14 protein-coding genes are annotated in these 13119 nt (G+C 40.1%); 7 read left to right on the forward strand and 7 right to left on the reverse strand.

Translation table 11 applies throughout. The annotated features are described in order from the left end of the window. Positions 1-149: 149 nt before the first annotated feature. On the forward strand, positions 150-1655 hold the full coding sequence (gene glpD / locus CXF64_RS08725; protein WP_101216829.1) for a glycerol-3-phosphate dehydrogenase: 1506 nt from the start codon (positions 150-152) through the stop codon (positions 1653-1655). Between the two features lie 59 nt (positions 1656-1714). On the opposite strand, the gene CXF64_RS08730 is transcribed toward glpD, so the two are convergent. Further along, positions 1715-2665 (reverse strand): 2-dehydro-3-deoxygalactonokinase, encoded by a 951-nt coding sequence (locus CXF64_RS08730; RefSeq protein WP_101216830.1) that lies wholly within the window; start codon positions 2663-2665, stop codon positions 1715-1717. Positions 2666-2668: 3 nt separating this feature from the next. Then, positions 2669-3427: an SDR family NAD(P)-dependent oxidoreductase gene (locus CXF64_RS08735; protein WP_002958845.1), complete on the reverse strand. Its 759-nt coding sequence runs from the start codon at positions 3425-3427 to the stop codon at positions 2669-2671. A gap of 199 nt (positions 3428-3626) precedes the next feature. On the opposite strand from CXF64_RS08735, the gene CXF64_RS08740 reads away from it, so the two are divergent. Further along, on the forward strand, positions 3627-4328 hold the full coding sequence (locus CXF64_RS08740; protein ID WP_007580047.1) for a FadR/GntR family transcriptional regulator: 702 nt from the start codon (positions 3627-3629) through the stop codon (positions 4326-4328). Between the two features lie 256 nt (positions 4329-4584). Here the strand turns inward: CXF64_RS08740 and accC are convergent, their stop codons facing one another. From accC to cutA, 5 genes are all read right to left on the reverse strand, one after another. Further along, the gene (gene accC, locus CXF64_RS08745) at positions 4585-5925 is read right to left on the reverse strand and encodes an acetyl-CoA carboxylase biotin carboxylase subunit (RefSeq protein ID WP_007580045.1); all 1341 of its coding nucleotides are present in this window, start codon (positions 5923-5925) and stop codon (positions 4585-4587) included. A gap of 26 nt (positions 5926-5951) precedes the next feature. Continuing rightward, positions 5952-6407: an acetyl-CoA carboxylase biotin carboxyl carrier protein gene (accB, locus tag CXF64_RS08750; protein WP_024589567.1), complete on the reverse strand. Its 456-nt coding sequence runs from the start codon at positions 6405-6407 to the stop codon at positions 5952-5954. Positions 6408-6444: 37 nt separating this feature from the next. Continuing rightward, positions 6445-6897 (reverse strand): type II 3-dehydroquinate dehydratase, encoded by a 453-nt coding sequence (gene aroQ, locus CXF64_RS08755; protein ID WP_007580040.1) that lies wholly within the window; start codon positions 6895-6897, stop codon positions 6445-6447. Positions 6898-7125: 228 nt separating this feature from the next. Further along, positions 7126-8961 carry a protein-disulfide reductase DsbD gene (locus tag CXF64_RS08760; protein ID WP_101216831.1) on the reverse strand — a complete coding sequence of 612 codons (1836 nt, stop codon included), beginning with the start codon at positions 8959-8961 and terminating at the stop codon, positions 7126-7128. Beyond that, positions 8961-9281 (reverse strand): divalent-cation tolerance protein CutA, encoded by a 321-nt coding sequence (gene cutA, locus CXF64_RS08765; protein ID WP_007580036.1) that lies wholly within the window; start codon positions 9279-9281, stop codon positions 8961-8963. Before cutA ends, CXF64_RS08760 begins: the two co-directional genes overlap by 1 nt. 178 nt (positions 9282-9459) lie before the next feature. Here cutA and CXF64_RS08770 point away from each other — a divergent pair, with 178 nt between their 5' ends. The 5 genes from CXF64_RS08770 (at position 9460) to CXF64_RS08790 (ending at position 13057) form a co-directional block, all read left to right on the forward strand. Continuing rightward, entirely contained in the window at positions 9460-9936 is a 477-nt protein-coding gene (locus CXF64_RS08770; protein ID WP_007580034.1) for an FxsA family protein, read from the forward strand. A gap of 110 nt (positions 9937-10046) precedes the next feature. After that, on the forward strand, positions 10047-10334 hold the full coding sequence (locus CXF64_RS08775) for a co-chaperone GroES (protein ID WP_007580032.1): 288 nt from the start codon (positions 10047-10049) through the stop codon (positions 10332-10334). 48 nt (positions 10335-10382) lie between these two features. Beyond that, positions 10383-12029 carry a chaperonin GroEL gene (gene groL / locus CXF64_RS08780; RefSeq protein WP_007580030.1) on the forward strand — a complete coding sequence of 549 codons (1647 nt, stop codon included), beginning with the start codon at positions 10383-10385 and terminating at the stop codon, positions 12027-12029. Between the two features lie 193 nt (positions 12030-12222). Next, positions 12223-12636 carry a nucleoside diphosphate kinase regulator gene (gene rnk, locus CXF64_RS08785; protein ID WP_010555031.1) on the forward strand — a complete coding sequence of 138 codons (414 nt, stop codon included), beginning with the start codon at positions 12223-12225 and terminating at the stop codon, positions 12634-12636. Between the two features lie 256 nt (positions 12637-12892). Beyond that, a complete protein-coding gene (locus CXF64_RS08790) occupies positions 12893-13057 on the forward strand; it encodes a hypothetical protein (RefSeq protein ID WP_007375928.1) in 165 nt (54 codons plus the stop codon). Positions 13058-13119 lie beyond the last annotated feature (62 nt).

Consider the following 13119-nt stretch of genomic DNA (forward strand, 5'->3'; position numbering starts at 1 on the left):
ATTTAAAAGGCATGCTTTACTGCTTTAAATTGAAAATGGATTGGCGTCAAAATTAACGAATAAAAAACTGGGTTTTCTATTGTCAAATGAAAACAGCAGCTTTATGATGTTTATGTCTTATTTATATTACAAATAAAAAGGTTAGCTCGGTGGAATTAGCAGATAACGAATATGACTTACTAGTCATCGGTGGCGGTGTAAACGGCACTGGAATAGCAGCTGATGCAGCAGGCAGAGGATTAAAAGTACTCTTGTGCGAACAATCAGACCTTGCCTGTGCAACATCTTCAAATAGTTCTAAGCTGATCCACGGTGGTCTACGCTACCTTGAGCATTACGAATTTAGATTAGTAAAAGAAGCCCTAGCAGAGCGAGAAGTGCTACTTAAGAACGCACCCCATATTATGTGGCCACTTACTTTTAGATTGCCGCATCAAAAGCATTTACGCCCTGCATGGATGATTCGCATTGGTTTGTTTATGTATGACAACCTAGCGAAACGCGAAACACTAGCGGGTTCTCGAAGCATTAAATTTGGCGAAAATAGCGTTTTAGAACCCTCTATTACCAAAGGGTTTGAATACTCTGATGGCTGGGTTGATGATTCTCGCTTAGTCGTTTTAAACGCCCTTGCAGCGCAGCAAAAAGGCGCCGTTATTACCACACAAACTAAGTGTGTAAATGCTAAACGTGAGCACGGTAAATGGCAGGTAACGCTTGAACAACAAAAGAGTAAAGCTAAATACAGCATTTCAGCCAAAGGTATCGTTAATGCTGCAGGCCCGTGGGTTGCTAAGTTATTTGATGAAGCCCTAACAGAAAAATCGCCACAAAATATTCGCCTTGTAAAAGGTAGCCACATTGTAGTGCCTCGCATTCACGATGAGAAACAAGCTTATATTTTACAAAATAAAGATCAGCGTATTGTGTTTGTTATTCCGTTTGAAGATGACTTCTCACTTATTGGCACAACCGATGTAGAACACAAAGGTGAAGCACAAGACGTTAAAATTAGTGATGAAGAAATTGATTACTTAATTGATATTACTAATACCTACTTTAAACAACCGATTAAACGCGAAGACATAGTACATACCTTTTCAGGTGTACGCCCATTACTTGATGACGAATCAGTTAATGCGCAAGCCGTTACACGCGATTATAAATTAGAGCTTTCGAGTGATGCTAAACAAACACCTCTACTGAGTGTGTTTGGTGGAAAAATTACAACTTATCGCAAACTTGCCGAAGCTGCGGTTAATAAGCTTGAAGACTTTTACCCACAAATGAGCAAAGCGTGGACCAAGCATAGCTCGCTCCCTGGTGGTGATTTTAGCTCTGTAGAAGCACTTAAATCAGAGCTAAAAGAAAAATATGAATGGTTACCTGAAATAACACTTAAACGCTTTGTACGCACTTATGGTACTCGCGCTAAAAATATATTAGCTAATGCAACTGGGTTGAGTGATTTAGGCCAAGATTTTGGCCATGGTTTATTTGCAGCAGAAGTAGAATACTTGCTAAATGAAGAGTGGGCAGAAAACGCATACAATATTTTATGGCGCCGCAGCAAATTAGGACTACGTTTTAATGAGGCACAAGTTGCTGCGCTCAATGATTACATTGAGCATAACCAAGCAGCTAAAAGCGCTTAACTATTAAGTTATAATAGCTTCCTGTTAACCCCTTTATAATTTAATTTTTATAGAGGGGTTTATTTTTTTGACTCTAAATTAAACAAATAATTAAAACCGCTAAGCGTCGCTGTTTTAATATCAAACTCAACACACTTCACACCTATTTGGTTAAGCGCCGTAGTAAAACACTTATTCAGCTGCTTTGTGCCAATCACTACAACTTGTGTATCACTCAATAATTGCCACTCGCTTGCATGCCGAGCTGCTCGTACATCGCTGCCAATTAATACACCCGACAAATAAGCTTTGGCTTGTACTGGCGTTAACTCTTTTGAAAGCTGGCGTGTACGCACACTAAAAATACCATGAGCCAAGTTACCGCTATCACTACCTAAAGTTAGCTCACAGCCTTGCTCAAATGCTTTAAAATCAAACTCACCTTCTGCGCAGTCATTAGGAATTAAAACACTTTGATGACATAACAAATCGTATAACTCGCCGGTCATGGCTGTTTTAAAGCAAATGATTTCGCCGTTATTTATAAGCACCCATTTGGTATGTGTGCCAGGCAAACATAATAATATTTTACCTTGTTGATATTCTGGATTTTGCTTTAAAAACCCTAAAATTTGCAGCTCTTCGCCGCGCATTACATCAAACAAGCCGTTTTGCAGCGTACACTTTGTGCCAGGTAACGCTTTAATTATATGCCCATCGCAATCAAAGCTAACCGCAGCATTAAGTAGCCCTTCGGGATTAATTGGGCATTCTAAATATGGCGTTTCGTGCCAGCCGATGCTTGAGGTAATTTGCCCTGCAATATATATAGGTAAACTGCCATATTCTTGCTTCCACACCGAAATCGTGTCGATTAGGGTTTGCTCAAAATTTTGATTCGCCTTAACAACGCCAGGGCCATCACGTTGTGCTAATAATTTAAGTGTTGATTGCGCTTGTACTTCGCACAAATAAGCACGTAAATGGCTCGTGCCCCAGTCAACAGCAATAAAAAGAGATGAATTAGCCAAGCTTTAAAGCCTCCCACCGTCAATTTTAATACTTTGCCCGGTGATCATACTGCTTTCATCGGCGGCTAAAAAGAGTGCCAAATTAGCAACATCTTCAGGAGTTACTAATTTTTTAAGTGCCATGGCTTCCATCCACTTAACTTGCTCTTCTTCGGTAAACCAGCTTGCTAGTTGACGGTCGGTAGCCACCCACCCTGGCAAAATAGCGTTAACGCGAATACCAAACTCGCCGTAATCGCGAGCCAATGCCTTAGTCATACCAATTAGCCCTGCTTTTGCGGTTACATAGCCTGCCATTTGTGGCTGGCCCATAATCGCGTTAATAGAGCTAAAATTAATGATACTGCCGGCTCCATCGCCTTTCATAAAAGACATAGCAACTTGAGAGGCAAAAAATGCAGGGTTTAAGTTTATTTGTAAGCACTGATCCCAGTCTTGCACTGTAACGTCTTCGCTCGCTTGGCGGCGGTCGTTCGCTACATTATTGACTAGTACATTAATGGCACCAAAAGCGGCGCATGCATCCACAAGTGATTGCTGAAGTGCATGAGAGTCAGTTACATCAACTTGCCTATACCATAGTTTTGCATTGGGTAAATCACGAATAAGCGATTGCGCTGCCTTATCATCAATATCTATAAATGCTACTTTTGCATTTTGGTTTACAAAGGACTTAACCATTGCTCTGCCAATGCCTGATGCACCACCAGTAATAAAAATAACTTTACCAGAAAGACTATGATATTGAGCTAGGGTGTTCAAATTCAACTCTCCATACAGCGCATTTTCAATTTTATTTAAACTCTTTATAAACTTACATTTACAGTATAAAGAGCCAAACTAAGTTGTTATTGCTGTGCTAAAATATTTAACTAATTAAAAGTTTATATCATATCCTTGAGTACATTAATATGATATATGATATATAATAAAGCAATATATCAACTCGGAATCCTGCGCAATGAAAAGCCAACCCCGTCAAAATTTAACACAACAATTAACCCACGATTTGGGTTTTGCTATTGTGCGTGGTGTTTACCCTGTAAGCGAAGGCCTCCCTTCTGAAGCCGATTTATGTATAAAGTATGATGTAAGTCGCAGCGCTACCCGCGAAGCGGTAAAAATGCTCTCTGCTAAAGGATTAATTTCTTCTCGTCCTAAGCAAGGTATTCGTGTATTACCTGAAAGCAGCTGGAACATGTTTGACACCGACGTACTACGTTGGATTTTAAGCAGCAAGCCATCACTTTCATTATTAAAAGAATTTACTCAAGTACGCGTTGCCCTTGAACCACAAGCAGCCGCTCTTGCTGCACTAAATGCAACTGCTGAACAACTCGCTGAAATTGATAACGCCTTAGCCCGTATGGCTGAAGCAGACGAAGGCTTGGACGACCCACTCGAAGCTGATATTGCTTTTCATACCAGCATATTAGTTGCCAGTAACAATCGCTTTTTTGTGCAGTTAACTGAGTTTATTAGTACTGCCCTTAGAGTAAGTATTCGTTATACAAACCACATTAAAGGTGTACCGGGCGCAGACGTTGCTAAGCACGCTGATATTTTAGAAACCATAAAGTCACGCGATCCTGAACGCGCTAAAAAAGCAGTAGAAACAATTTTAGAAGAAGCACTACAGTTAATTGAATCTAAATTAGTTTAATGTTAGTTCAACATATTGTATAAATATTGAGTCCATCGAATTTACTCTTTGCAGTATATTTTATGGACTTTTTTATTGCCTATAAGGCTTTATACCAATCCGCAATAATACTTGATCATTTAATTAAACGAATTGGTATAAATTACAGACATTAAAAAATCCGATATCAGTCTCCTGATATCGGATTTTTAATTATTTAAATCAGATTAATAACTCTGGTTATTAACTGAGATAAAACGCCTTTTACAGGCTAGAATTACAATCCTAATTTCTTCTCAAGGTAGTGGATGTTAGTACCACCATTTTGGAAGTTTTCATCTGCAAGAATTCTCTTATGCAAAGGAGTATTAGTTTTAATTCCGTCAATTACTAGCTCGTTAAGTGCATTGCGTGCGCGAGCAATAGCTACATCACGGTTTTCACCGTAAGTAATTAACTTACCAATCATTGAATCGTAATGTGGTGGAACCGTGTAGTCAGCGTAAATATGGCTGTCCCAACGAATACCTAAACCACCTGCTGGATGGAAACGTGTAATTTTACCCGGTGACGGGATAAACGTTTCAGGATCTTCAGCATTAATACGACACTCAATAGCATGACCACGAATAACAACGTCGTCTTGAGTGAATGATAACGGTTGACCCGCTGCAATTTTTAACTGCTCTTTCACTAAATCGATACCAGTAACCATTTCAGTTACAGGGTGTTCAACCTGAATACGTGTATTCATTTCGATGAAGTAAAACTCGCCGTTTTCGTATAAAAACTCAAACGTACCTGCACCGCGGTACCCAATTTCGATACATGCACGTGTACAGCGCTCGCCAATGAATTTACGCGTTTCAGCAGTAATTCCTGGTGCTGGAGCTTCTTCAACTACTTTTTGGTGACGACGTTGCATAGAACAATCACGTTCACCTAAATGTACTGCATTACCTTGGCCGTCTGCTAATACTTGAACTTCGATGTGGCGTGGGTTTTCAAGGAATTTTTCCATGTAAACCATGCTATTACCAAAGAATTGCTTAGCTTCTTGCTGTGTTAATGCAATTGAATCAATAAGTTCAGATTCGCTGCGAACAACACGCATACCACGACCACCACCGCCACCAGCAGCTTTGATGATTACCGGGTAACCGATACGCTTAGCGATTTGCATGTTGCGTTCTTTATCATCTGATACTGGACCGTCAGAGCCAGGAACACATGGAACGCCGGCTTTACGCATTGCTGCGATAGCAGACACTTTATCACCCATAAGGCGAATAGTGTCGCCACGAGGACCGATAAATACAAAACCACTTTGCTCAACTTGGTCGGCAAAATCAGCATTTTCTGCAAGGAAACCGTAACCAGGATGAATCGCTACAGCGTCAGTTATTTCAGCCGCAGCAATAATGCGCGGAATATCTAAATAACTTTCAGTTGCTGATGGTCTACCAATACAGATGGTTTCATCTGCAAGCAATACATGCTTAAGATCGCGATCTGCCGTTGAATGCACAGCAACCGTTTTGATCCCAAGCTCTTTGCAGGCGCGCAATATACGAAGTGCAATTTCACCTCGGTTTGCAATGACTACTTTATCTAACATTAGAGTTGGCCTTTTAGGTTACGCTATTATTCAATGATGAATAGAGGTTGATCAAATTCTATTGGCTCGCCATTTTCAGCTAAGATAGCTCTTACTGTACCGGCTTTATCTGATTCAATTTGGTTCATCATTTTCATAGCTTCGATAATACAAAGTGTATCGCCAACTTTAACTTGCTGACCAACTTCTACATATGCTGGAGCTTCAGGAGACGCAGCAGAGTAAAAAGAACCAACCATTGGTGATTTAACTTGATGACCCGTAGGCTCAGCTGGTGCTGCTTCAACAGCTACAGGAGCCGCTGCAACTGGTGCTGCTGGCGCTGGTGCATATTGCTGTGGAGCAAATTGCGGGTAACCTGGGCCTGCACTCATGTTGTTACGGTTAATACGTACTGATTCTTCACCTTCAGTGATTTCTAGCTCAGCAATACCTGATTCTTCTACTAATTCGATAAGCTTCTTTATCTTGCGAATATCCATTACACGACCCGCCTGTTAGTTTGTGTGTTAATTTAAATTAAATTGCGCTTTGCAACCGGCTCACAGCGGCATTCAATGCTGCGTGATAACCCATTGCGCCTAATCCACATATCACGCCTTGTGCCACATCAGAAAAATACGAATGATGACGAAAGGCTTCACGTGCGTGCACATTACTTAAGTGCACCTCAAAAAACGGAATATCAACACTCAACAGTGCATCACGTAATGCGACGCTAGTATGCGTAAATGCAGCTGGGTTGATAATTATGTAATCAACCGCTTGCCAAGCATCGTGAATTCGTTCGATGAGTGCTTGCTCACTATTACTTTGAAAATGCGTTAACTCAACATCTAGACTATTAGCAGCACTGGTTAGCTCCTCCATAATCTCACTCAGCGTCTGAAAACCGTATTTATCCGGTTCACGTTTGCCAAGCATGTTCAAATTTGGACCATTTATAACTAAAAGGTTAAATTTTGCAGCCATAATACGCGATATATCCTATAAGTAATGAGTTAAGCGGTTACTAACTAGTTTTTCACTTTTAAGTAAGCAGAAAAAGCAATGTAGCAACAATTTCTCACGTTAACCAACTATTATAGTGATTTCGACGTAAATAGCAGCAAAATACTGGTCTTATCAGTGTCGTGGGTACAAATATAAGAAGAATTAAGAAGGTGCCACTTAGTCAATTCAAGTGGCACTATTGCACTATTATTGTGCGCTGGCGCGCACAACTGCTAGGTGTTTAGCAAAGTCCTCAGCATTTAAAAAGCCCGTTACGCGCTGCGTACTAAGCTCTTGTCCTTGAGTATTAAAAAACAAAATACTAGGTAAACCAAACACCGTGTACTCTTCCATTAGCTCAATTGTTTTATTATCACTCTCAGTTAAATCAATTTGAATAAGCTGATAGTGGCTAAACTCACTTTGCACTTTGGCATCAGGAAAGGTGTAATGTTCAAACTCTTTACACGCCACACACCAGTCGGCATATAAATCGACCATAACCATTCGACCTTCGTCGTTTGCTTGTGCAACTGCTTCTTTTAATTCTGCTAAATCAGCAACCTGTTTAAACTCATTATTTTGTGAGCTTACCTGTACTGTTTGTACTTGAACTGGCCAAAAGTAGTTTTTAGTTAACGTAAAGCCTGTAATAACTAATAGAGTTGCAGCAAACCATAATGCAGTTTTTAACTTGCTTTGTGTTTGGCTACTTTGCCAATGATGTAAGTACAGTGCTGTTGCTAATGCAAGCACACCTGCCATTAATAATATAATGTCGGCGCTTACTAGTCGCTCAAGTAATATAAGCGGCACAACGAGCATCACAAAACCAAACAAGGTTTTAACTTGCTCCATCCAACCACCGGCTTTAGGCAGTAATTTACCACCAGATGTACCAAGTAATAAAAGTGGTAACCCCATACCTAAACTAAGCACGTATAGCGTTAAACCACCTACTAAGTAATCACCACTTTGTGCTACAAATAAGAGCGCTGCCGACAGTGGCGCAGTAGTACACGGTGATGCAATTAACCCCGACAGTACGCCCATTAAAAATACGCCAACGTAGTTGCCGCCTTTTTGGTTGTTACTTACTTGGGTTAGCTTGCTCATCATACTGCTTGGCAGTTTAATTTCGTACCAACCAAACATCGACATAGCCAATAATACAAACAATAAACTAAAGCTGATTAACACAAATGGATGCTGTAAATACCCCTGCACTTGCCCACCAAGCGCAGCAACAACTAAGCCAAGCGCTGCATAGGTAACTGCCATGCCTTGTATATATACAAACGACAACGCAAACGCTTTTTTAGTTGAAAGGTTTTGCTGACCCGCAATTAAGCTCGACAAAATAGGAAACATAGGAAATACGCACGGCGTAAAAGCAAGGCCTACACCAACAGCAAAAAATATGAGTAAATTAGTTATTAAGCCCTGACTGGCTAATTGCTCAGTAAAAGTCAGTTCTTTTTCGGTATCATCCGAATTTGTTGTAGGTTCAGTCGTTGGCTCGTTGAGTGCTGCAAATGTACTTTGCGCTGTTGCCGCTTCATCTGTAGCGCTATTTTGATCTACATTTTTAATCTGTCCGCCACTAATTACACTAAGTGGAATGCTAATCACTTCTGGTGGATAACAAAGCCCTGCTTTTGCACAGCCCTGATAGCGAACTTTAACAACCGCTCCCTCAGTAATATTACTTAACTTACTAACAACGCTCGCGGTATTAAAAAAGACTTCTGTTTTACCAAAAAATTCATCTTCAATAATTTCGCCACTACCAGAATCACCTACTTGGATGTTTGCGCCCTTGACAATGATTTCTATTTTCTTTTTATATAAATAATAGTCTGGCGCTATATCCCAACCTACAAACAAGGTGCTGCCTTGCTGGTCAAAGTCAAATACAAACGCTTGGTCTACAGGTAAAAAAGTGTGTTGAGGAGGCCCAAGTAGATCACCAAGCACATTATTAGTCGCAGCCTTTACAGGTACGGTTAATAATGTAACCAACAATAAAAAGAAAAAACGCATTAATTCAGTACCTCGTCCATCCAATTAAAATACGCCAAATTTCCCGTAGAAACTTCTAAAACCTGAATCTCTGGCACTTCGTAGCTATGTAACTCTTTTATTGTTAGAAACACATCGTTCATTTTATCTGATTTCGTTTTTATAAGTAGCTTAGCTTCAGTTGCTTCTGCAACTTCGCCTTCCCACATATAAATAGAGCCCATGTTAGGTAAAATATTTACACAAGCAGCTAGTTTTTTTTCTACCAACGCCCTTGCAAGTGTGCGTGCTTCTGCTTCGTCTTTGCAGGTCGTAAAAATCATTTTAAAATGCGTAGTCATTATGAACCTATACTTATTGGACAGTGTCTATCATCATAGTATCTGATAGCCGATACAATGTGTAGACGCTAAAATATCAGTAAAATGACGATACCTATGCCCTAACCTTGAAAAGAGACCTCGTCACCCTCATTTATATTTCATCAACTCTTTTGAGTGTCATTATTTAGAGAGCGCTATGTTTAGATTTTTATTTGTGTTGTTTATTATCATCCCTATTATCGAAATCGCTTTGCTGATTCAAGTAAGCGACGTGATTGGCGGATTTGCAACAATTGCACTTGTTGTTATTACGGCGATTTTAGGTGCCAAAATGGTTAAAACACAAGGTATGGGGGCGCTGCAAAACGTACAAGCGCAAATGGCGCAAGGGCAAATGCCAGCCAAAGAATTATTTACCGGAATATGCGTTGTAATTGCAGGTGTATTACTCCTTACTCCTGGCATTATGACTGACGTATTTGGGCTACTATTATTAACCCCTGCAATTCGTAACAAATTGGCTGCAGGCCTTGCTAGCCAAGCAACTGTTAGAATGAGCGCAGGCATGCAACAAGGGCCATCGCCGTTTGCTGGGCAGCAACATGCTGAACGAGAGCAAGGGCAAATGGAACGACCAACTACTATTGATGGTGAATATGAGAGAAAAGATTAAAAATTTATCGTTTTTTCTCTTGGAATTTTTCACTCTACCCCCATTAATGAATGCAAATTAGAAAAGCTTTTTTCTGTACTGTTCAGAAACTGTTAGGAGAACTAAAAAACATGAACATTCGTCCTTTACAAGATCGCGTAATCGTTAAACGTCTAGAAGAAGAAACAAAATCTGCTGGCGGTATTGTATTAACTGGCTCTGCAGCTGAAAAATCAACTCGCGGAGAAGTTGTAGCCGTAGGTAATGGTCGCGTTTTAGAAAACGGTGACGTGAGAGCGTTAGAAGTTAAAGCCGGTGACACTGTGTTATTTGGCTCATATGTTGAAAAAGTTGAAAAGATCGAAGGTCAAGAGTACCTGATCATGCGTGAAGATAATATTTTAGGCATTGTAGGCTAAACCTACTTTTCGTTTATAAACATTTAAGAATTTAGAGGAATTTAAAACATGGCAGCAAAAGAAGTACTTTTTGCAGGTGACGCACGCGCTAAAATGCTAACTGGCGTAAACATCCTGGCAAACGCAGTAAAAGTTACATTAGGTCCTAAAGGCCGTAACGTTGTACTAGATAAATCATTTGGCTCACCAGTTATCACTAAAGATGGTGTATCTGTAGCAAAAGAAATCGAACTTGAAGACAAGTTTGAGAACATGGGCGCACAAATGGTTAAAGAAGTTGCATCTAAAGCAAATGATGCAGCCGGCGATGGTACAACTACCGCTACAGTACTTGCACAGTCTATTGTTAATGAAGGCCTTAAAGCTGTTGCAGCAGGCATGAACCCAATGGATCTTAAGCGCGGCATCGACAAAGCAGTTATTGCTGCTGTTGCAGAGCTTAAAGCGTTATCTGTTCCTTGTTCTGATACTAAAGCAATTGCACAAGTAGGTACTATTTCAGCTAACTCTGATAAAGAGATTGGCGATATCATTGCACAAGCAATGGAAAAAGTAGGCCGTAACAGTGGTGTTATTACTGTAGAAGAAGGTCAATCACTTGAAAACGAACTAGATGTTGTTGAAGGCATGCAGTTTGACCGTGGTTACTTATCTCCTTACTTTATCAACAGCCCAGAAAAAGGCACAGTTGAGCTAGATAACCCATTTATTCTACTTGTAGATAAAAAAATATCTAACATCCGTGAATTATTACCAACATTAGAAGCGGTTGCTAAAGCAAGTAAACCACTACTAATCATCGCAGAAGACCTTGAAGGCGAAGCACTAGCTACATTAGTAGTTAATAACATGCGCGGTATTGTTAAAGTATCAGCAGTTAAAGCACCTGGTTTTGGCGACCGTCGTAAAGCAATGCTACAAGATATCGCTGTATTAACTGGCGGTACTGTTATTTCTGAAGAAATAGGCTTAGAGCTTGAAAAAGCAACAGTTGAAGACCTAGGTACAGCTAAGCGCGTAATTATCACTAAAGATGATACAACAATCATTGATGGTGCTGGTGAAGAAGCGGGTATTAGCGGCCGTGTTTCACAAATTAAAGCACAAATCGAAGAAGCAACATCAGACTACGATAAAGAGAAACTACAAGAGCGCATGGCTAAATTAGCTGGCGGTGTTGCAGTAATCAAAGTAGGTGCTGCTACTGAAATGGAAATGAAAGAGAAAAAAGACCGCGTTGAAGATGCATTAAATGCAACTCGTGCAGCGGTTGAAGAAGGCGTAGTACCTGGTGGCGGTGTTGCACTTGTACGTGCAGCTAGCAAGCTGGTAGATTTAGTTGGCGACAACGAAGATCAAAACCACGGTATTAAAGTTGCACTTCGTGCGATGGAAGCGCCACTTCGTCAAATCGTAACTAACGCTGGCGAAGAAGCATCAGTTGTAATTAACGCAGTTAAAGGCGGCGACGGTAACTTTGGTTACAACGCAGCAACTGGCGAATACAACGACATGATTGAAATGGGTATCCTAGATCCAACTAAAGTAACACGCTCTGCATTACAGTTTGCAGGGTCTATTGCGGGTCTAATGATCACTACTGAAGCAATGGTAGCTGAAATCCCAAAAGATGAAGCTGGTGGCGCTGATATGGGTGGCATGGGCGGAATGGGTGGTATGGGCGGAATGATGTAATCATCCCCTAAACACCTAGCTCAAATAAAAACCCAGCTTCGGCTGGGTTTTTAGCTATTGGGCACAAATAAAGTAAAAGCCACAGGTGTGGCTAATTAATAAAATGACTTCGCGTATCCCTTTGCTTCTTAAATGCATGCCAAGCCATACTCAGAGTTAATTTTATTTATTAAAAATTATTAAGGATATTAAGATGAATAAAAAACCTGAACTGATCATCTCATCACTCGATGCAGATAGATTGTATGACTTAATGGAATCATTGCCTGCAGGTAGCTTTGCTAATAAAGAAGAATTGGAAGCTGAACTGGCACGAGCTACAATAGTCGAACCTAAAGATATGCCATCGTCAGTTGTAACGATGAACTCAACTGTAAACTTTATTGTTGAGTCTTCTAAAGAAGAATTTACGTTAACCTTGGTGTACCCAAAGAACAGTGACTCTAGCGGCGATAAAATATCGATATTATCACCCGTTGGTAGCGCATTACTTGGGCTAAACCAAGGCGACGAAATTGAGTGGCCTAAACCGAGTGGCGGCTTAATAAAGGTAAAAATAAAAGAAGTAACCTATCAACCAGAACGTGCTGGTGAATTACACAGATAAACACTTTATGCACTTAGTACTAAAAATCGATTTAAAGTAAACCCAGCCTCGGCTGGGTTTTGCTTTTTATTATAAAGCAGATTGATATTGTTTAATTTATACCCACATCTAAGTTATGTATAACTAAGATTTATATTAAATGGATTTATTAAATAATAACGGAATATTCATCTTCTTTGTTTTTGTTGCCCTTGTGACTGGGTTATTTTCATTCGTAGTTTGGGCTATGCTCAAAATGGTCACGTGGGGTAAAAGTATGTCTAAGGGGGCTTATTTATTTTTAGCATTCTTTCCGCTTATTTCTATTATTCCTATCCCACCGCCTACATACGAAAATGTACAAAAAGCAAAACAAGAACAAAGAAAACGCAAAGAAGACTCAGGTGATCCACCCGATGATGAAGACGAACTCGTAAGTTAATTCATATTACATACTGCGGGCATATACCTGCGTAATCGTTTACTAAATATGATAAAAAGCAC

The organism is Pseudoalteromonas sp. GutCa3, from assembly GCF_002836155.1.
GTDB classification, from domain to species: domain Bacteria; phylum Pseudomonadota; class Gammaproteobacteria; order Enterobacterales; family Alteromonadaceae; genus Pseudoalteromonas; species Pseudoalteromonas arctica.